At 63.4% G+C, this 17,858-nt stretch carries 21 protein-coding genes; 6 read left to right on the top strand and 15 right to left on the bottom strand.

The features are described 5' to 3' along the window. Positions 1-11: 11 nt before the first annotated feature. Complete coding sequence (locus DXK50_RS25230) at positions 12-131, top strand: DUF2790 domain-containing protein (protein WP_349292199.1); 120 nt, start codon at positions 12-14, stop codon at positions 129-131. Positions 132-222: 91 nt separating this feature from the next. Here DXK50_RS25230 and xerD read toward each other — a convergent pair whose 3' ends face one another. Continuing rightward, a complete protein-coding gene (xerD, locus tag DXK50_RS21450; RefSeq protein WP_161897878.1) occupies positions 223-1,119 on the bottom strand; it encodes a site-specific tyrosine recombinase XerD in 897 nt (298 codons plus the stop codon). 232 nt (positions 1,120-1,351) lie between these two features. Here xerD and DXK50_RS21455 point away from each other — a divergent pair, with 232 nt between their 5' ends. Beyond that, a complete protein-coding gene (locus DXK50_RS21455; RefSeq protein ID WP_212631672.1) occupies positions 1,352-2,032 on the top strand; it encodes a hypothetical protein in 681 nt (226 codons plus the stop codon). 5 nt (positions 2,033-2,037) lie between these two features. Here DXK50_RS21455 and DXK50_RS21460 read toward each other — a convergent pair whose 3' ends face one another. The 6 genes from DXK50_RS21460 to ffh form a co-directional block, all read right to left on the bottom strand. Continuing rightward, complete coding sequence (locus DXK50_RS21460; RefSeq protein ID WP_212631673.1) at positions 2,038-2,451, bottom strand: acyl-CoA thioesterase; 414 nt, start codon at positions 2,449-2,451, stop codon at positions 2,038-2,040. A gap of 80 nt (positions 2,452-2,531) precedes the next feature. After that, positions 2,532-2,882 carry a 50S ribosomal protein L19 gene (gene rplS / locus DXK50_RS21465; RefSeq protein ID WP_003246155.1) on the bottom strand — a complete coding sequence of 117 codons (351 nt, stop codon included), beginning with the start codon at positions 2,880-2,882 and terminating at the stop codon, positions 2,532-2,534. 42 nt (positions 2,883-2,924) lie between these two features. After that, positions 2,925-3,668, bottom strand: coding sequence for a tRNA (guanosine(37)-N1)-methyltransferase TrmD (trmD, locus tag DXK50_RS21470; protein WP_212631674.1), 744 nt, complete (start codon positions 3,666-3,668; stop codon positions 2,925-2,927). A 5-nt stretch (positions 3,669-3,673) separates the two neighbouring features. Further along, entirely contained in the window at positions 3,674-4,210 is a 537-nt protein-coding gene (rimM, locus tag DXK50_RS21475; protein WP_161897876.1) for a ribosome maturation factor RimM, read from the bottom strand. Between the two features lie 9 nt (positions 4,211-4,219). Further along, entirely contained in the window at positions 4,220-4,471 is a 252-nt protein-coding gene (gene rpsP / locus DXK50_RS21480; protein WP_003246162.1) for a 30S ribosomal protein S16, read from the bottom strand. 142 nt (positions 4,472-4,613) lie between these two features. After that, positions 4,614-5,993 carry a signal recognition particle protein gene (ffh, locus tag DXK50_RS21485; RefSeq protein WP_212631675.1) on the bottom strand — a complete coding sequence of 460 codons (1,380 nt, stop codon included), beginning with the start codon at positions 5,991-5,993 and terminating at the stop codon, positions 4,614-4,616. 157 nt (positions 5,994-6,150) lie between these two features. Between ffh and DXK50_RS21490 the strand changes: the two genes are divergently transcribed. Together DXK50_RS21490 and DXK50_RS21495 are read left to right on the top strand one after the other, a co-directional pair. Further along, positions 6,151-6,951 (top strand): cytochrome C assembly family protein, encoded by an 801-nt coding sequence (locus DXK50_RS21490; RefSeq protein ID WP_161897874.1) that lies wholly within the window; start codon positions 6,151-6,153, stop codon positions 6,949-6,951. Between the two features lie 10 nt (positions 6,952-6,961). Beyond that, positions 6,962-8,248: an HlyC/CorC family transporter gene (locus tag DXK50_RS21495; protein WP_161897873.1), complete on the top strand. Its 1,287-nt coding sequence runs from the start codon at positions 6,962-6,964 to the stop codon at positions 8,246-8,248. Here the strand turns inward: DXK50_RS21495 and DXK50_RS21500 are convergent. From DXK50_RS21500 to DXK50_RS21520, 5 genes are read right to left on the bottom strand one after another with little or no spacing between them, the layout of a single operon-like run. Continuing rightward, on the bottom strand, positions 8,220-8,954 hold the full coding sequence (locus DXK50_RS21500) for an SGNH/GDSL hydrolase family protein (RefSeq protein WP_212631676.1): 735 nt from the start codon (positions 8,952-8,954) through the stop codon (positions 8,220-8,222). The two genes, DXK50_RS21495 and DXK50_RS21500, sit on opposite strands and share 29 nt — an antisense overlap. Beyond that, entirely contained in the window at positions 8,951-10,132 is a 1,182-nt protein-coding gene (gene purT / locus DXK50_RS21505; RefSeq protein ID WP_212631677.1) for a formate-dependent phosphoribosylglycinamide formyltransferase, read from the bottom strand. Before purT ends, DXK50_RS21500 begins: the two co-directional genes overlap by 4 nt. A 22-nt stretch (positions 10,133-10,154) precedes the next feature. Then, complete coding sequence (locus DXK50_RS21510; protein ID WP_212631678.1) at positions 10,155-10,352, bottom strand: DUF1289 domain-containing protein; 198 nt, start codon at positions 10,350-10,352, stop codon at positions 10,155-10,157. After that, entirely contained in the window at positions 10,345-10,869 is a 525-nt protein-coding gene (locus tag DXK50_RS21515) for a gamma carbonic anhydrase family protein (RefSeq protein WP_161867915.1), read from the bottom strand. Before DXK50_RS21515 ends, DXK50_RS21510 begins: the two co-directional genes overlap by 8 nt. A gap of 21 nt (positions 10,870-10,890) precedes the next feature. After that, the gene (locus tag DXK50_RS21520; RefSeq protein ID WP_161867917.1) at positions 10,891-11,496 is read right to left on the bottom strand and encodes a CoA pyrophosphatase; all 606 of its coding nucleotides are present in this window, start codon (positions 11,494-11,496) and stop codon (positions 10,891-10,893) included. 150 nt (positions 11,497-11,646) lie between these two features. Here DXK50_RS21520 and DXK50_RS21525 point away from each other — a divergent pair, with 150 nt between their 5' ends. Together DXK50_RS21525 and DXK50_RS21530 are read left to right on the top strand one after the other, a co-directional pair. Further along, the gene (locus tag DXK50_RS21525; RefSeq protein WP_212631679.1) at positions 11,647-12,201 is read left to right on the top strand and encodes an NUDIX hydrolase; all 555 of its coding nucleotides are present in this window, start codon (positions 11,647-11,649) and stop codon (positions 12,199-12,201) included. Between the two features lie 18 nt (positions 12,202-12,219). Further along, complete coding sequence (locus tag DXK50_RS21530; RefSeq protein WP_161867908.1) at positions 12,220-12,723, top strand: L,D-transpeptidase family protein; 504 nt, start codon at positions 12,220-12,222, stop codon at positions 12,721-12,723. Between the two features lie 122 nt (positions 12,724-12,845). Here DXK50_RS21530 and DXK50_RS21535 read toward each other — a convergent pair whose 3' ends face one another. The 3 genes from DXK50_RS21535 to purL form a co-directional block, all read right to left on the bottom strand. Beyond that, a complete protein-coding gene (locus DXK50_RS21535) occupies positions 12,846-13,163 on the bottom strand; it encodes a YqfO family protein (protein ID WP_212631680.1) in 318 nt (105 codons plus the stop codon). A 155-nt stretch (positions 13,164-13,318) separates the two neighbouring features. Continuing rightward, entirely contained in the window at positions 13,319-13,693 is a 375-nt protein-coding gene (locus DXK50_RS25300) for a CDGSH iron-sulfur domain-containing protein (RefSeq protein ID WP_349292197.1), read from the bottom strand. Between the two features lie 257 nt (positions 13,694-13,950). After that, entirely contained in the window at positions 13,951-17,847 is a 3,897-nt protein-coding gene (purL, locus tag DXK50_RS21545) for a phosphoribosylformylglycinamidine synthase (protein WP_212631682.1), read from the bottom strand. Between the last annotated feature and the right edge of the window lie 11 nt (positions 17,848-17,858).

Here is a 17,858-nt window from a genome sequence, read left to right on the forward strand (position 1 = left end):
TCTCCATCGACGTGCCCAACAGCGCCCAGTGCGAAGTGGTCACGGCGAAGATGACCTACCGCAACAGTGCGGGTGAGGTGGAAGTTCTCGATTACGAACAGCTGTCCGATGCCTGCACCAGCCAGAGCTGATGATCCCGGCTCGCCGGCAGGAGGACGAAAAGCGACTGGAAAGAACGAACCCCGCCACCGGCAACGGTGGCGGGGTTTCGTTTATGAAAAATCAGCCGCGCGGGTGGTGCTGCGCATGCAGCTCCTGCAGGCGGGCGCGGGCGATATGGGTATAGATCTGCGTGGTAGACAGGTCGCTGTGGCCCAGCAGCATCTGCACCACGCGCAGGTCGGCGCCATGATTGAGCAGATGCGTGGCGAAGGCATGGCGCAAGGTATGCGGCGACAGCGCCTTGCTGATACCGGCGACCTGCGCCTGGTGCTTGATGCGATGCCAGAAGGTCTGCCGGGTCATCTGCTCGCCGCGCAGGCTGGGGAACAGCACATCGCTGGGTTTACCACCCAGCAACAACGGGCGCGCCTCGCGCATGTAACGCTCGATCCAGGCGATGGCCTCCTCGCCCAGCGGCACCAGACGCTCCTTGCTACCCTTGCCGAACACCCGCAACACGCCCTGACGCAGATTGACCTGCTCCAGCGTCAGACCGACCAGCTCGCTGACGCGCAAACCGCAGGCATACAGCACTTCGAGCATCGCGCGATCACGCAGACCAATGGGGTCATCCAGATCCGGCGCCTGCAGCAGCGCCTCGACATCGGCTTCGGACAACGACTTGGGCAGTGGCCGACCGATCTGCGGCAACTCGACCTGCAAGCTCGGATCTTCGCTGATCAGCATTTCACGCAGCAGGAAACGGTAGAAACCGCGCAACCCCGAGAGAAAGCGCGCAGTGGAGCGCGCCTGATAACCCTGTTCAAGCCGCCAGGCCAGATGATCGAGAATGGCGTCGCGACCGATGTGCTGCAGCGCCAGGCCACGCGCATCGAGCCAGGCATTGAAGTGCTCCAGATCGCTGCGATAGGCAGCCTGAGTGTGGGCGGAGAGCCCCTTTTCCAGCCACAGCGCCTCGAGAAAGCGCTCGATAAGAGGATGATTCAAGGTAGACATCGATTGACCTTCGGCAACACGAGCGGCAAGTGTTCCACAGCCCGTCACTGACGCACCAGTACGCCACCCGGCCCAATCTCGATGTGAAGAGAGGAAACAGCACGGGCAAGGGCTGTGCAAAAACGTCTCGACTCACAACCCGGCGCCTTGCGAAACCCTGCCTTTGGTTGGGTGACAGCCAGTGATCACGAGCCGATGATTCCACCATGCCATCACCCTCCGGTAGACCTTCATGTCCCAACACCTAAACTCGCGTCTCGGCCAGATTCTGATCAACAAGGGACTCATTACCAGCACGCAACTGGATGCGGCGATCAAGGCACAACTGACCAGCCACAAACGCCTCGGCGAGGTGCTCGTAGAACAAGGCCTGCTCACCCAGAAGCAACTGAGCAAGGCGCTGAAGAAACAAAGCACCTTGCGCCTGGCTGCCACATTGGTGGCGGCGCTGATGACCCCTTTCCAGATGGCCAGCGCCGACATTCAGCGGCTGCAGCCGCCAAGCACCATCAGTCAGGACGAAACACCCCGTGGCATGCAGTCGCTCAGCGATAGCGAAATGAGCTCGGTCAGCGCTCAGGGCCTGGACGAAGCCCTGCAAGGCTTGCTGCTGCGCGCAGAAAGCGGTGATGATCTGGGCACGATCAAGCAACTGGCCAAGCTGGTGATGCCGGCGCTCGACAATCTGGATGCCGAAACCAGCCTGCGCGACGTGCGCTATGACACCGGCAAGCTGCGCTCGACACTGAACAACGACGGCTCGTTCAACGTCAACCTGCCCAGCTCCATCGGCGAGCTTAGCTTCGACAATATTCGCATCAAGGATGCGCCGGCCGGCCAGAGCTTCGGCAACCTGAGCCTGCACAACATCGATCTGTCGCAGGCCAGTCTGAAAATCAGCCTGCGCCCCTGAAGCGATCACCGAGCGAAGCCCGGCAGTACCGGCACGGGCTTTTGCTGATCATCGACGGCAACGAAACTGAAGCTACCGCTGATCGCCCGCTCGCGCCCCTCTTGATACAGCCCCTCGACGAATACCTCGACCTCCACCTTGAGACTGGTATTGCCGACCTTGATCACCCGCCCGATCAGCTCGACGATAGAGCCGGCCGGTATCGCATGCTTGAAGTCGATGCGATCGCTGGACACCGTTACCAGCGGCAGACGGCAGAAGCGCGTTGCGGCGATGAATGACACCTCGTCCATCCAGGCCAGCGCCGTGCCGCCGAATAGCGTGTTGTGGTGATTGGTGGTCGGTGGAAACACCGCCTTGGTCACGCGCGTTTCCGACAGCGCGATACGCCGCTGAATCTCTTGCTCTCTTGGGGTCATGCCACTGCTACTCATGATTGCTGGACGCCAGAAACGAAAAAAGCAGCCCGTAGGCTGCTTTTCCAGAGAAGCGTCCGAACTTAGGACAGCTTTTCCTTGATGCGCGCGGCTTTGCCGGACAGGTCGCGCAGGTAGTACAGCTTGGCCTTGCGTACGTCACCGCGACGCTTGACGCTCAGGCTGTCGACCAGCGGCGAGTAGGTCTGGAAGGTACGCTCGACGCCAACACCGCTGGAGATCTTGCGCACGGTGAAGGCACTGTTCAGGCCACGGTTACGCTTGGCGATCACGACGCCTTCGAAGGCCTGCAGACGCTGACGGTCGCCTTCCTTCACTTTCACTTGCACGACAACGGTGTCGCCCGGGGCGAAAGTCGGGATTTCTTTGTTCATCTGCTCGGCTTCGAGCATCTGGATAATCTTGTTGGTCATGCTGCGCTCCTAAGACAAGCCTCCCGGCCTGCCATCGATACGTTAACTATCGTCCCGCTGGCGGATGTATTCCTCCAGCAGCTTCTTCTCTTCTCCAGAAAGCGAGCGGCTATCCAGAAGATCAGCGCGACGTTCCCAGGTCCGACCAAGGGACTGCTGCAAACGCCAGCGCCGGATGTGTTCGTGGTTGCCACTAAGCAACACTTCGGGAACACGTTTATCCGCATACACCTCCGGGCGGGTGTAGTGCGGGCAGTCGAGCAGGCCACCCGTAAAGGAGTCCTCCTCGGCCGAATCGGCATGACCCAATGCACCAGGCAAAAGGCGCGTTACCGCATCGATCAGCACCATGGCCGGCAGCTCACCGCCGGACAGGACGTAGTCGCCAATCGACCATTCCTCATCGACATGCGTCTCGATGAAACGCTCGTCGATGCCTTCATAACGACCGGCGATCAGGATCAGTGCCTCCTCCTGCGCCAGCTCGCGGACCGCAGCCTGATTCAGGCGGCGCCCCTGCGGCGACAGGTAGATCACCTTCGCCGTCTCCCCCGCGGCCTGCCTGGCGCTGGCCAGGGCATCCTCGAGAGGCTTGATCTTCATCACCATCCCCGGACCACCGCCGAAGGGGCGGTCATCCACCGTATGGTGGCGATCCGTCGTATAGTCCCGCGGGTTCCAGCAATTGAGCTTGAGCAGCTCCTGCCTGACCGCACGACTGGTGATGCCGTACTCGCCGATGGCGGCGAACATCTCCGGGAACAGGGTGATGACTTCTACGCGCATGAGCCTTAGAAATCCGCATCCCAGTCGACCCGCATCTCGCCAGTTGCCAGATCGATCGAGAGCACGCACTGGTCCGTGTAGGGCAGCAGACGCTCGCGATCATCCAGGCTGCCTGCGCATGCCTTGACCACCATCACATCGTTGGCACCGGTCTCGAACAGATGGTCGACCACACCGAGCAACTGCCCCGCCTGATCGATGACCTTCAAGCCCTGCAACTGGTACCAGTAGAACTCGCCCTCTTCCAGGTCCGGCAGCTCGCTGCGCGGCACGCAGATCTCGAAACCGGCGTAGGTACGCGCAATTTCGCGATCATCCAGACCTTTCAGTTTGGCTACCAGCACCTTGCCTTGCAGGCGGCCGCTGGCCAGTTCCACTTTCTTTACCTCACCGTCACGCCTGAGCGTCCAGTTTTGGTAATCGAGCACGTTATCGATGGGATCGGTAAAGGAATACACCTTCACTTCACCCCTGACGCCGTGCACCGAAACAATCTTGCCGAGAATGATCAGATCCTCGGCGACGGCCGGCGTCGTACTCATAGAAGATGCTTAGGCAGCAGCCTTGGCAGCTTCCTTGAGCAGCTGAGCAACACGCTCAGACGGCTGAGCGCCCTGGCCCAGCCAGTAGGTCGCACGCTCTTGGTCGACGGACAGACGCACTTCGCCACCGGCAGCGATCGGGTTGAAGAAACCGATACGCTCAACGAAACGACCATCGCGCGCATTGCGGCTGTTGGTCACGGTCAGGTGGTAGAAGGGGCGCTTTTTGGAGCCGCCACGAGCAAGACGGATGGTTACCATGTGAACATCGTTCCTATAGTCGGTGCTAACTTGAGGCACACATTAAAAATGGGCCTAGGCCCGAAAGGCCGCATATTTTAAGGATTATGCGGCGGTTTGCAAATCTCTTTTTCCGCGCGGCCATCGACCGGGGCGCAGGCCTTCAGAATTTCGGCATTCCGCCGCCGCCGGGGAGCATGCCACCCATGCCGCGCATCATCTTGGCCATGCCGCCCTTGGCGGTGAATTTCTTCATCATCTTCTGCATCTGCTTGTGCTGCTTGATCAGACGGCCGATGTCCTGCACCTGAGTGCCGGAGCCCAGCGCAATGCGGCGCTTGCGCGAGCCGCTGATGATGTCCGGATCGCGACGCTCGGCCGGGGTCATCGAGTTGATGATCGCTTCCATCTGCTTGAACTGCTTTTCGGCCGCGCCCTGAGCGTTGCCCATCTGCGACAGGTTGACGCCACCGATGGACGGCAGCTTGTCCATCAGGCCGCCGAGCCCGCCCATGTTCTTCATCTGCTGCAGCTGGTCGCGGAAGTCTTCGAGGTCGAAGCCCTTGCCCTTCTTCAGTTTCTTGGTGAGCTTCTCGGCCTTTTCGCGATCCAGGGTCTGCTCGGCCTGCTCGATCAGGCTGAGCACGTCGCCCATGCCGAGGATGCGCGAGGCGATACGATCCGGATGGAAGGGCTCGAGCGCATCGCTCTTCTCGCCCATACCGATGAACTTGATCGGCTTGCCGGTGATATGACGCACCGACAGCGCGGCACCGCCACGAGCATCACCGTCGACCTTGGTCAGCACCACACCGGTCAGCGGCAGCGCGTCGCTGAACGCCTTGGCGGTGTTGGCGGCGTCCTGACCGGTCATGGCGTCGACCACGAACAGGGTTTCGACCGGCTTGACCGCCGCATGCAGGGCCTGGATCTCGGCCATCATCTCGGCATCCACGGCCAGGCGCCCGGCGGTATCGAGGATGACCACGTCGATGAACTTCAGCTTGGCCTCGCGGATCGCCGCATTGGCGATATCCACCGGCTTCTGGCTGGCATCGGAGGGGAAGAAGGTGATACCCAGGTCACCGGCCAGGGTTTCCAGCTGCTTGATCGCCGCCGGGCGATAGACGTCGGCGGACACCAGCAGCACCGATTTCTTCTTGCGCTCCTTGAGGAACTTGGCCAGCTTGCCGGCGGTGGTGGTCTTGCCCGCGCCTTGCAGGCCGGCCATCAGCACCACGGCAGGCGGCGCAGCATTGAGCGCCAGGTCCTCGTTGGCCGCGCCCATCAGCTCTTCCAGCTCGGCGCGAACGATCTTCACGAACGCCTGGCCCGGCGTCAGGCTCTTGGACACTTCAGTGCCGACGGCACGTTCCTTGACCTTGCCGACGAAGTCCTTGACCACCGGCAGGGCCACGTCGGCCTCGAGCAGGGCCATGCGCACTTCGCGCAGCGTATCCTTGATGTTGTCTTCGGTGAGCTTGGCCTTGCCCGTGACGTTACGCAGCGTCTGGGACAGGCGATCGGTAAGATTTTCGAACATGCGCGTTCCTTTGATAGGTGCGACCCGGCGCGCCGGGTGTACGACAGGCGGCGGATTATAGCGGAGTCACCGAGCTGCCGACACCGCCGGTAGTCTTTCGTGCTGACGCCCTTCTGTGCCACACTCAGCGCCTTTCGGGCTCGCCTTACACTGATTTATGCACCCTCTGTTGCCCAGCCTCGCCGCCGCCCTCCTCTATGCTGGCGCCGCCGCTTACCAAGGTCTGCGCCTGACGCAGCGCAGCATTCCCGACAAACGCCTGCTGGCGTCGCTGGGCGTGTTCGCCCTGTGCCTGCATGTCGTCAGCCTGTTCTTCCAGCTGTACGACGTACACGGCCTCAACCTGGACTTCTTCAATGCCGCCAGCCTGATTGCGTGTGCGGTGATCGGCCTGATCCTGCTGGCCTGCGCGCGCATACCGGTGGAGAATCTGCTGCTGTTGCTGTTTCCGCTCGGCACGCTGACGGTCCTGGCCGCCGAGTTCATGCCCAGCGGTACGATCAACCCGATCGACGAACACCCCGGCATCCTCGCCCATATCCTGCTCTCGGTATTGGCCTACGGCATGCTGACCATCGCCGTGTTCCAGTCGGTGCTGTTGCTGTTGCAGGACTACCAGCTCAAGCACAAGCATCCGTCCGGGCTGATCCGCAATTTCCCACCGCTGCAGACCATGGAAAGCCTGCTGTTCGGCTTCCTCTTCGCCGGCTGGGTGCTGCTGTCGCTGTCGTTGCTGTCCGGCGCGCTGTACATCGATGATCTGTTCGCCCAGCACCTGGTGCACAAGACCATCCTGTCGTGCTTTGCCTGGGTGGTATTCGCAGTGCTGCTGTGGGGCCGCCACCAGCTCGGCTGGCGCGGTCACAAGGCCATTCGCTGGACCCTCGCCGGGTTCTGCCTGCTGATGCTGGCCTACTTCGGCAGCAAGCTGGTGCGCGAATTCATCCTGCACATCTGAGGCAGACGTCGTGGACGACCTTCATTCGAGCTACCTGCTCGGCCTGCTGATTTTTCTCATTCTGTGCTCGGCGTTCTTCTCCAGCTCCGAGACCGGCATGCTCAGCCTCAACCGCTACCGGCTCAAGCATCTGGCCAAGGAAGGACACAGCGGCGCCAAACGCGTGACCCGCCTGCTCGACCGCCCGGACCGCCTGCTCGGCACCATCCTGGTCGGCAACAATGTGGTCAACATTCTCGCCGCCTCCATCGCCACCGTGCTGGCCGTGGACATGTGGGGCGAAGCTGGCATCGCCATCGCCACCGCCGGCCTGACCATCATCGTGCTGATCTTCGGCGAAATCACGCCCAAGACTCTGGCGGCCTTGCGCCCGGAGCTGGTGGCATTCCCCGCCAGCCGCGTGCTGAGCCTGCTGCAGCGCATGCTCTACCCCGTGGTCTGGCTGACCGGTGCGATCAGCAACGGGCTGTTGCGCCTGATCGGTGTCGACCCGGCGCAGCGCGCCAGCGACAGCCTGTCCACCGAAGAGCTGCGCAGCGTGGTGCGCGAGTCCGGCTCGGAGCTGCCACTGAACCGCCAGAGCATGCTACTCGGCATCCTCGACCTGGAGCGGGTCACGGTCGACGACATCATGATCCCACGCAACGAGGTGGCCGGCATCAACCTCGACGACGACCTGGAAGTCATAGTCGGCCAGTTACGCAGCACGCCACATACGCGCCTGCCGGTGTTTCGCGGCGACATCAACCAGATCGAGGGCGTGGTGCACATGCGCCAGATCGCGCGCCTGCTGACGCATAACCAGCTGACCAGGGACGCACTGCTGGCGGCCTGCAACGAACCCTATTTCATTCCGGAAAATACGCCGCTGGCGACCCAGCTGATCAACTTCCAGAAGCAGAAGCGGCGCATCGGCATCGTGGTCGACGAGTATGGCGACGTGATCGGTATCGTCACTCTGGAAGACATTCTCGAAGAGATCGTCGGCGATTTCAGCAATCAGGACAGCCTGCGCAGCCCCGACATCCACCCCCAGGAAGACGGCACGCTGGTGATCGATGGCGCCGCCTACATTCGTGAAGTGAACAAGACCCTCGGCTGGCACCTGCCCAGCGACGGGCCCAAGACCCTCAACGGCCTGATCACCGAAGCGCTGGAAACCATCCCTGACAGCAGCGTCTGCCTGAAGATCGGGCCCTATCGCCTGGAGATCCTCCAGGCCGCGGAAAATCGGGTAAAGAGCGTGCGCGTCTGGCAGGTGGAAAAGATCAAACCGGACGCTGCAGAGACGGAGTGAGGCGATCGGCAAGACCCGCCGCCCACTGCCTGTAACCCAAGGCCGACGGGTGATAGCCATCCTCGGCCAGGTAGTGCGCCTCGAACGGCAGGTCCAGCGCGCAATGCAGCGCACCCAGGTGTTGCGCCAGGCTCTGCAGCTCGCGATCCAGCAGGCTGGCGCGCCAGCCCATCAACTGCCGCAACAGCCAGGGCAAGGCGCTGAAATGCTGCAACGGCGGTACCGCGCTGAACGCCACGCGACAACTTCGAGCTGCCAGCGCATCGGCCATGGCAGCAAGTGCCCGCAGCCAGCGTTTGCTCGCCGTAAGGTGCGTGGTGTCATTGACGCCGAATACCAGCAGCGCCAGATCGGCAGGCTCCGCCAGCCCCAGCGGCAACAGACGCTCCTGCGCCTGAGCTGCGGTGATGCCGTTTTCGCCACAGGCACGCCAGCGCACCGGCCGCCCCACACGCTCTGCCAGGGCTTCGGCCAGACAACCAGCCAGGGACTGATCGAAGGTGGTGACGCCAACACCTGCCACAGTGGATTCACCGATCAACAGCAGACGCAGCGGCAGGCCCGGCAAATGCGCAGCAGCGATGCCACTCGGCTCGCCCTGCGCAATTGGCATACGCAGCGCCGTACGCCGCGTATACAAGGCCAAAGGCAGCGCCAATGGCAGCAATGGCACGGTTGCCAGCCACCACAGCGCATGCCGACTCACAGCTGGACGCGAACCGCTTGCGCGCTGCGCAGCGCCTTGGCGCGCGCCGCTTCGATGGACTCGTCACGTGCCAGCGCCACGCCCATGCGCCGCTGACCTTTGACTTCGGGCTTGCCGAACAGACGCAACGCGGTGTCTTCCTCGCTCAGCGCAGCACCGAGGTTGGCGAAACTGACCTGCTGCGAATTGCCTTCAACCAGAATTACCGCCGACGCCGACGGCCCCATCTGGCGAATCACGGGAATCGGCAGGCCGAGAATGGCGCGCGCATGCAGGGCGAACTCGGAAAGCTCCTGGGAGATCAGCGTTACCAGACCGGTGTCATGCGGGCGCGGTGAGACTTCGCTGAACCACACCTGATCGCCCTTGACGAACAGTTCGACACCGAACAGACCCCGCCCGCCCAGCGCCTCGGTCACTGCCAACGCCACGCGCTCGGACTCGGCCAGCGCCTTCGGGCTCATCGGCTGCGGCTGCCAGGACTCCTGATAGTCGCCGTTCTCCTGACGATGGCCGATCGGCGCGCAGAAACTGGTGCCACCCGCGTGACGCACGGTCAGCAGGGTGATTTCGTAATCGAAATCGATGAAGCCCTCGACGATCACCCGCCCCTTGCCGGCACGACCGCCTTCCTGGGCGTAGTCCCAGGCACGCTGCAGGTCGGCGTCGCTCTTGAGCACGCTCTGGCCCTTGCCGGAGGAGCTCATGATCGGTTTGACCACGCAGGGGTAGCCGACGGACTTCACCGCGGCGGCGTAGTCCTCGAAGGTATCGGAGAAGTGGTACGGCGAGGTGGGCAGACCGAGCGTCTCGGCTGCCAGGCGACGAATGCCCTCGCGGTTCATGGTCAGTTGCGCGGCGCGCGCGGTCGGCACCACGTTGAAACCTTCGGCCTCCAGCTCGACCAGGGTAGCGGTGGCGATGGCCTCGATCTCAGGAACGATGTAGTGCGGCTGCTCCTTCTCGATCACTGCGCGCAGGGCCGCGCCGTCGAGCATGTCGATCACGTGACTGCGGTGCGCCACCTGCATGGCAGGGGCATTGGCGTAGCGATCCACGCCGATGACTTCGCAGCCCAGGCGCTGCAGCTCGATCACCACTTCCTTGCCGAGCTCGCCACAGCCACACAGCAGTACGCGGGTCGCGGAAGGCGACAGAGGGGTTCCAATACGGGGCATGAGGGTTTCCTCGAACAGTGAATCAGGAAGGCGTCAGTAGCAGGCCGCAGCCGCGGGCACGCTCCAGGCAAAGTTGCAGCACCTCGCGACGCTCGGCATTGTCCATGCGGCCCCAGCGGGTGATTTCGTCAGCCGTGCGCTGACAACCGATGCAGATGTCCTGCTCGTCCAGCGCACAGACATGTACGCAGGGCGAGCGCACGGGTTTCTCGTCATTCATCGTCAACAACCAGCTCTCGGGCATAGCGTTGCGCATTATGAACGTAGTGGGCGGCACTGGCTTCGAGCATCTTCTTCTGCTGCTCGGTCAGTTCGCGCACCACCTTGCCCGGGCTGCCCATGACCAGGCTGCCATCGGGGATCACCTTACCTTCGGGAATCAGGCTGTTGGCGCCGATGATGCAGTACTTGCCGATCTTGGCGCCGTTGAGGATCACCGCGTTGATGCCGATCAGGCTGTAATCGTCCACCGTGCAACCGTGCATCATCACGTTGTGACCGACGGTGACGCCCTTGCCCAGGGTCAGCGCAAAGCCCATGTCGGTGTGCATGACGCTGCCGTCCTGAACGTTGCTGTTCTCACCGATATGGATCAGTTCGTTGTCGCCGCGCAGCACGGCGCCGAACCAGACGCTGGCACCGGCCTCCAGGCGGACCTTGCCGATGAGGTCGGCACTTGGCGCGACCCAGCTATCGGGATGGGCATCGACACGGGAGCTTCCCAGACGGTATTTCATGCTCGTCAGTCCTCGGCGCTATCAGCGCAGGTGTATGAAGTGTTCGGGCGGCTGGTGCAGGGCGATCTGCGCGTCGTCGAAGATCAGGTTGACCAGTTCCACCACCATGATCGCCGTGAGCCCCCAGATGCGGAACTCGCCATAGGTGTAGGACGGCACGTACCAACTGCGCCCGAGGTAATCGATACGGTGGGTTATCTCGCGTGGGTCGCTGCGGAAGAACTCCAGCGGCACCGAGAACACCGCGGCGATCTCGGCATCGTTGGCCTTGTACTCGACGTAATCCGGCACCACTCCGACATAAGGCGTGACCTGGATGCCGTGGCGTGACACCAGGCTGCTGAGCGGCCCGACCACCTCCACCAGCCCCGGCGGCAGGCCGATCTCCTCTTCAGCCTCGCGCAGTGCGGTATCCACCAGATCGCGGTCTTCCGGATCACGCCGGCCTCCGGGGAAGGCGACCTCGCCACCGTGAGTCGACAAACCGCTGGCGCGCAGGGTCAGCACCAGCTCAGGTTCATCACTGCGGGTAATCGGGACCAGCACCGCCGCCTCGGGGAAGCTGCGCTCGGTCTCCAGAGGGCGCGGGCTGTAGCCGCGCACGCGATGGAGCAACTCGTCCAGCATGGGCATACTCGGAGTCTTGTTTTGCCTGGCATCATGGCATGAAAGCAGGCGGCCGCCCAACCCCGGCGACAGCACTAACCGGCCACAGTGGCAGGCTTGCCGACCGTCATACGGACCGCCAAGATAGCGTCAGAACCAAGAGGAGCGGGCATGAAATTCTGCAATCAGTGCGGCAACCCCGTCACCCGCATGATCCCGGCCGGCGACAACCGCATGCGCCATGTTTGCGGTCACTGCGCCACCGTGCATTATGAAAACCCGCGTATCGTTGCCGGCTGCCTGCCCGTATGGCGCGACCAGGTGCTGCTGTGCCGCCGCGCCATCGAGCCGCGCCGCGGCTACTGGACATTGCCGGCCGGCTTCATGGAAAACGGCGAGACCATCGAACAGGCCGCAGCGCGTGAAACTCTCGAAGAAGCCTGCGCGCGGGTGCGTGACCTGAGCCTCTATACGCTGTTCGACCTGCCGCACATCAGCCAGGTGTACATGATGTTTCGCGCCGAACTGGTCGACCTGGACTTCGCCGTCGGCGAAGAGAGCCTGGAAGTACGCCTGTTCGATGAATCGCAGATTCCCTGGTCGGAACTGGCTTTCCCGACCATAGGCCGTACCTTAGAATGCTTCTTCGCCGACCGTCGGCAGAATGCCTTCCCGGTACGCAATGAGCCACTCGAAGCGCTGCGTACACACTACACACCCCGTTGACCCTTGCGGACGATCCCGATGCGCTGGCTGTTGCCCCTGCTTTGCCTGACCCTCAGCTTCAACGCCCTGGCCAGCGCCACGCCAGCGCCAAGCAGCCGCACCGTGGACAAGGTGCTGGTGCTCAAGTCCGAACGCAAACTGCACCTGCAGCAGCGCGGCGAAACCATCAAGTCCTACCGCATCTCCCTCGGCAAGCAGCCCGATGGCGCCAAGCAGCGCGAAGGCGACCTGCGCACGCCGGAAGGCTTCTACTGGATCGACTGGCGCAAGCCGAGCGACAAATACCAGCTGTCGCTGCACATCTCCTACCCCAACGCCCGCGACCTGGCTCGCGCCAAGGAAGCCGGCGTACCACCGGGCAGCATGATCATGATCCACGGCACGCCGCTGGACGAGGAATACCCCGAGTGGTTCTTCCATACCCTCGATTGGACCGAGGGCTGCATCGCCATGAAGAACGACGACATGCGCGAGGTATGGAGCCTGGTCAAGGATGGAACGCTGATCGAAATCAGACCCTGAACCCAAGCATTCAACCTGTAGGAGCGGCGCCCCGCCGCGAACCGGGCGGCGCAGCACCGAACTGCTTCGCCCCGGGGCGGGGCTCCTACAAAGACCGCGTTGAAGGCCTTATCTGAAGCGATTCAGAACTGCAGATCGGACAACCGCCAGACGTCGAAAGCCGGCGTTTCGTAAGGATGAGTCTTCTTCAGCGCCTTGACTGCATCGTGGATCAGCTCGTCGGCGACGACCATTTCCACCTTCCATTCGGCAACCTGCTCGACGCTGCCAACCTGCCCTATGAACGGCTGGCTACCTTCCAGAGCACGGAACTGACCATGCCCGAGGACCTGCCAACAGCACCTATCGTAGTGCCCGATGCGCCCGCCGCCGGCGGCGAACACCGCCTTCTTCACCGGTTCCAGATGGGCTTCCGGCACGTAGAAACACAGTTTGTACATCAAGTTCTCCGCAAAATGGGCAACCGAACAACAGACAAGCCATGACGCCAATATGATGTCATTACGCCACTTAATTGTCTTGAGATCGCCCGCACAAATCCACACGCTGCGCCCAGCGACACGCAGTTTCGACCCCGGCCTGAGGCACTGCGTTCTCAGCTACCGCCGAAAAAACGTCGCCACTTGTCGGCCACGCCCGGCGCTGGCGGATTATGACTGCCATCGCAGTAAGGCAGACTTGCAGAACGGCCACAGCGGCACAGCAGCAGTCGCTGCTCGCGTTTGGGGCGCAGGATCAGGGTTTGGGCGCACTCGGGTGGGCAGTTGGGCATGTCAGGGGAGTGACCACAGCGGCACAGGTGGTGAGTCTCACCGGGTCTGACCAGGCGAACTTCGGGAAGGATGTTTAGAGGATCATCGGCCATCGTTGGGCCCATGTAGCCTGGGTGGAATCCGGGGAGAGGCGTGACTGCAGTTTCCCGGATTGTATCCGGGCTACGGACTATTCCACGATCGGCTCCCTCTCCCATCTATGGGAGGGGGCTGGGGAGAGGGTTTGGTGTTGGCCATAACGCCATCTCCAGCCCCGACGCTAATACTCACAAGCTCAAGCTGGATCGGAGCGCGGCCGCTTTCCCTCTCCCGCCCTTCGGGCACCCCGCTCCGCGCCCCGGCCTGATCGCTTCGCGATCAGGCGCTCATCGGCGCAGGAAGCAGTGCTTCCAAAGCGCGCCTCTTCGCCCCGCGAGCGGGAGAGGGTCATCAGAAGGCCGCTACGCGGCCGTTGTTAATCCACCCAAACTCGGGCGTTGCGGAACATGCGCATCCAGCCGCCGTCTTCCTGCCACTCATCCGGGCGCCAGGAGTTCTGCACGGCGCGGAACACGCGCTCCGGGTGCGGCATCATGATGGTCACGCGGCCGTCGCGGCTGGTCAGGCCGGTGATGCCGCGCGGCGACCCGTTGGGGTTGGCCGGGTAGGCTTCGGTGACCTTGCCGTGGTTATCGACGTAGCGCAGGGCCACGGTGCCGGACAGATCGGCCTCCAGCAGCGCCTCCTCGCTTTCGAACTCGGCATGGCCTTCACCGTGGGCGATGGCGATCGGCATGCGCGAGCCGGCCATGCCCTGCAGGAAGATCGACGCCGATTCCTGGACCTGTACCATGGCCACGCGCGCCTCGAACTGCTCGGAGCGGTTGCGTACGAAGTGCGGCCAGAACTCGGTGCCCGGAATCAGCTCGTGCAGGTTGCTCATCATCTGGCAGCCGTTGCACACACCGAGGGCGAAGCTGTCCTTGCGCTCGAAGAAGGCCTGGAAGCCGTCGCGGGCACGGGCGTTGAACAGAATCGACTTGGCCCAGCCCTCGCCGGCGCCCAGCACGTCGCCGTAGGAGAAGCCGCCGCAGGCCACCAGGCCCTTGAATTCTTCCAGGCTGACGCGGCCAGCCAGGATGTCGCTCATATGCACGTCGATGGCGGCGAAACCGGCGCGGTCGAACGCGGCGGCCATTTCCACCTGGCCGTTGACGCCCTGCTCACGCAGGATCGCCACCTGCGGACGCACGCCCTTCTTGATGTAGGGCGCGGCGATGTCCTGGTTGACGTCGAAGCCGAGCTTGACCGACAGGCCGGGGTTGTCCTCCTCCAGCAGCTGGTCGAACTCCTGGTCGGCGCCCTGGGCGTTGTCGCGCAGGCGCTGGATGCGGTAGCTGGTCTCGGCCCACTGGCGCTGCAGCAGGCGACGCTCGCCGGCAAACACCGGCTCGCCATTGAAGCTGATGCTGACCTCGCCGTTGTTCACGGCCTGGCCGATCACGGCGACGCAGTCGTCCAGACCGGCGGCGCTGAACTGCGCCAGCACTTCCGGGGTGGCGTCCTGGCGCACCTGGATCACCGCGCCCAGCTCCTCGTTGAACAGCACGGCCGGCAGCTCGGAGGCGTCATCAGCCAGCGCGTCGAGGTTCAGCGCCAGACCGCAGTGGCCGGCGAAGGCCATTTCCAGCACGGTGGTCAGCAGACCGCCATCGGAACGGTCGTGGTAGGCCAGCAGGTGGCCGTCAGCGTTGAGGCCCTGGATCACGGCGAAGAAGGCCTTGAGGTCTTCGGCGTCGTCGAGGTCCGGCACCTGCTGGCCGATCTGCGCGTAGACCTGCGCCAGGATCGAGGCACCCATGCGGTTCTGGCCGCGGCCGAGGTCGATCAGGATCAGATCGGTCTCACCCTTGTCCATGCGCAGTTGCGGGGTCAGGGTCTGACGGATGTCCTGCACCGGGGCGAAGCCGGAGATGACCAACGACAGCGGCGCGGTCACGCTCTTGTCGACACCCTCTTCCTGCCAGCGGGTCTTCATGGACATGGAGTCCTTGCCCACCGGGATGGTGATGCCCAGCGCCGGGCACAGCTCCATGCCCACGGCCTTGACGGTGTCGTACAGGCGGGCGTCTTCGCCCGGATGGCCGGCAGCGGCCATCCAGTTGGCCGACAGCTTGATGTCGGACAGCTTGCCGATACGCGCCGCGGCCAGGTTGGTGATGGTCTCGCCGACGGCCATACGGCCCGACGCAGGCGCATCCAGCAGCGCCAGCGGCGTGCGCTCGCCCATGGCCATGGCTTCGCCGGTATAGACGTCGAAGCTGGTGGCGGTAACGGCGCAGTCGGCCACCGGCACCTGCCAGGGGCCGACCATCTGGTCGCGCGCCACCAGGCCGGTGATGCTGCGGTCGCCGATGGTGATCAAAAAGCTCTTGCTGGCCACGGCCGGGTGACGCAGCACGCGGCCCAGCGCTTCTTCGATATCGACGCTGGCGGCGTTGAAGTCATCGCCCTGCTCCGCCTCGCGAGCCACGCTGCGGTGCATGCGCGGCGGTTTGCCCAGCAGCACTTCCAGCGGCATGTCCACCGGGGTGTTATTGAAGTGACTGTCGGTGACGGTCAGGTGCGGCTCGGCGGTGGCTTCGCCGACCACGGCGAAGGGGCAGCGCTCGCGCTCGCAGATGGCCTGGAAGCGCTCGAAGTCGGCTGCATCGACCGACAGCACGTAGCGCTCCTGCGACTCGTTGCACCAGATTTCGTGCGGGGCCATGCCCGGCTCGTCGTTGGGCACCTTGCGCAGCTCGAAGCGACCGCCACGGCCGCCGTCGTTGATCAGCTCCGGCAGGGCGTTGGAGATACCGCCGGCACCGACGTCGTGGATGAACTTGATCGGGTTGGCGTCGCCCAGCTGCCAGCAGCGGTCGATGACCTCCTGGCAGCGACGTTCCATTTCCGGGTTCTCGCGCTGCACCGAGGCGAAATCCAGGTCGGCCGAGCTGGCACCGGTGGCCATCGAGGAAGCGGCGCCGCCACCCAGACCGATGAGCATGGCCGGGCCACCGAGCACGATCAGCTTGGCGCCGACCGAGATCTCGCCCTTCTGCACGTGGTCTTCGCGGATGTTGCCCAGACCACCGGCAAGCATGATCGGCTTGTGGTAGCCGCGCACTTCTTCACCGCGCGGGCTGCTGACGGCCTGCTCGAAGGTGCGGAAATAGCCGTTGAGCGCGGGGCGACCGAATTCGTTGTTGAACGCGGCGCCGCCCAGCGGGCCTTCGATCATGATGTCCAGGGCGCTGACGATGCGCTCCGGCTTGCCGTAGGGCTTTTCCCAGGGCTGGAGGAAGTCGGGGATGTTCAGGTTGGAGACCGAGAAACCGGTCAGGCCGGCCTTGGGCTTGGCGCCACGCCCGGTCGCGCCTTCGTCACGAATCTCGCCGCCGGAGCCGGTGGAGGCGCCCGGGAACGGTGCGATGGCGGTCGGGTGGTTGTGCGTCTCCACCTTCATCAGGATATGCACCGGCTCCTGCACCGCGCCGTACTGGCGGGTTTCAGGATTGGGGAAGAAGCGCCCGGCGGTGTTGCCGACAATAACCGAAGCGTTGTCCTTGTAAGCGGACAGCACGCCTTCGCTGTGCATCTGGTAGGTGTTCTTGATCATGCCGAACAGCGACTTGTCCTGGCTCTCGCCATCGATGTCCCAGCTGGCATTGAAGATCTTGTGGCGGCAGTGTTCGGAGTTGGCCTGGGCGAACATCATCAGTTCGATGTCGTGCGGATTGCGCCCCAGGTCGTTGAAGCTCTTGACCAGGTAATCGATTTCGTCCTCGGCCAGGGCCAGGCCCAGATCCTGGTTGGCCTGTTCCAGCGCGGCGCGGCCACCGCCAAGTACGTCCACGGCGGTCAGCGGCTTGGGCTGGGCATGGCTGAACAGGGCTGCGGCATCTTCAAGGTTGCTCAGCACCAGCTGGGTCATGCGGTCATGCAGCAGGGCGGCGACGGCAGCGCTGTCAGCCTCGCTCAGCTCGCCGCCGACGTAATAGGCGATGCCGCGCTCCAGGCGCTGAATCTTGGCCAGACCGCAGTTGCGCGCGATGTCGCTGGCCTTGCTCGACCAGGGCGAAATGGTGCCGAAACGCGGAATGGTCAGAAACAGTTTGCCGCTGGGCTCCTGCACCGGCACGCTCGGGCCGTACTTGAGCAGTCGCGCCAGCACTTGTTCCTCATCGGCGCTGAGCACGCCCGTCACGTCGGCGAAATGCGCGAACTCGGCGTACAGCCCGGTCACGGCCGGCACCTTGCTGGTCAGTTGCTCAAGCAATTTGCCATGGCGGAAAGCGGAAAGGGCGGGAGCGCCGCGCAGGATCAACATCGTCGGAACAG

Source organism: Pseudomonas sp. KB-10 (genome assembly GCF_018221585.1).
GTDB classification, from domain to species: Bacteria; Pseudomonadota; Gammaproteobacteria; order Pseudomonadales; family Pseudomonadaceae; genus Aquipseudomonas; species Aquipseudomonas yangonensis.

What these genes read in the sequence shown, in the direction of transcription:
- xerD (WP_161897878.1), bottom strand. Translation starts at nt 1,119, where the DNA reads ATGTCTACCTTGAATCATCCTCTTATCGAGCGCTTTCTCGAGGCGCTG.
- DXK50_RS21455 (WP_212631672.1), top strand. Translation starts at nt 1,352, where the DNA reads ATGTCCCAACACCTAAACTCGCGTCTCGGCCAGATTCTGATCAACAAG.
- DXK50_RS21460 (WP_212631673.1), bottom strand. Translation starts at nt 2,451, where the DNA reads ATGACCCCAAGAGAGCAAGAGATTCAGCGGCGTATCGCGCTGTCGGAA.
- rplS (WP_003246155.1), bottom strand. Translation starts at nt 2,882, where the DNA reads ATGACCAACAAGATTATCCAGATGCTCGAAGCCGAGCAGATGAACAAA.
- trmD (WP_212631674.1), bottom strand. Translation starts at nt 3,668, where the DNA reads ATGCGCGTAGAAGTCATCACCCTGTTCCCGGAGATGTTCGCCGCCATC.
- rimM (WP_161897876.1), bottom strand. Translation starts at nt 4,210, where the DNA reads ATGAGTACGACGCCGGCCGTCGCCGAGGATCTGATCATTCTCGGCAAG.
- rpsP (WP_003246162.1), bottom strand. Translation starts at nt 4,471, where the DNA reads ATGGTAACCATCCGTCTTGCTCGTGGCGGCTCCAAAAAGCGCCCCTTC.
- ffh (WP_212631675.1), bottom strand. Translation starts at nt 5,993, where the DNA reads ATGTTCGAAAATCTTACCGATCGCCTGTCCCAGACGCTGCGTAACGTC.
- DXK50_RS21490 (WP_161897874.1), top strand. Translation starts at nt 6,151, where the DNA reads ATGCACCCTCTGTTGCCCAGCCTCGCCGCCGCCCTCCTCTATGCTGGC.
- purT (WP_212631677.1), bottom strand. Translation starts at nt 10,132, where the DNA reads ATGCCCCGTATTGGAACCCCTCTGTCGCCTTCCGCGACCCGCGTACTG.
- DXK50_RS21510 (WP_212631678.1), bottom strand. Translation starts at nt 10,352, where the DNA reads ATGAATGACGAGAAACCCGTGCGCTCGCCCTGCGTACATGTCTGTGCG.
- DXK50_RS21515 (WP_161867915.1), bottom strand. Translation starts at nt 10,869, where the DNA reads ATGAAATACCGTCTGGGAAGCTCCCGTGTCGATGCCCATCCCGATAGC.
- DXK50_RS21520 (WP_161867917.1), bottom strand. Translation starts at nt 11,496, where the DNA reads ATGCTGGACGAGTTGCTCCATCGCGTGCGCGGCTACAGCCCGCGCCCT.
- DXK50_RS21525 (WP_212631679.1), top strand. Translation starts at nt 11,647, where the DNA reads ATGAAATTCTGCAATCAGTGCGGCAACCCCGTCACCCGCATGATCCCG.
- DXK50_RS21530 (WP_161867908.1), top strand. Translation starts at nt 12,220, where the DNA reads ATGCGCTGGCTGTTGCCCCTGCTTTGCCTGACCCTCAGCTTCAACGCC.
- DXK50_RS21535 (WP_212631680.1), bottom strand. Translation starts at nt 13,163, where the DNA reads ATGTACAAACTGTGTTTCTACGTGCCGGAAGCCCATCTGGAACCGGTG.
- DXK50_RS25300 (WP_349292197.1), bottom strand. Translation starts at nt 13,693, where the DNA reads ATGGGAGAGGGAGCCGATCGTGGAATAGTCCGTAGCCCGGATACAATC.
- purL (WP_212631682.1), bottom strand. Translation starts at nt 17,847, where the DNA reads ATGTTGATCCTGCGCGGCGCTCCCGCCCTTTCCGCTTTCCGCCATGGC.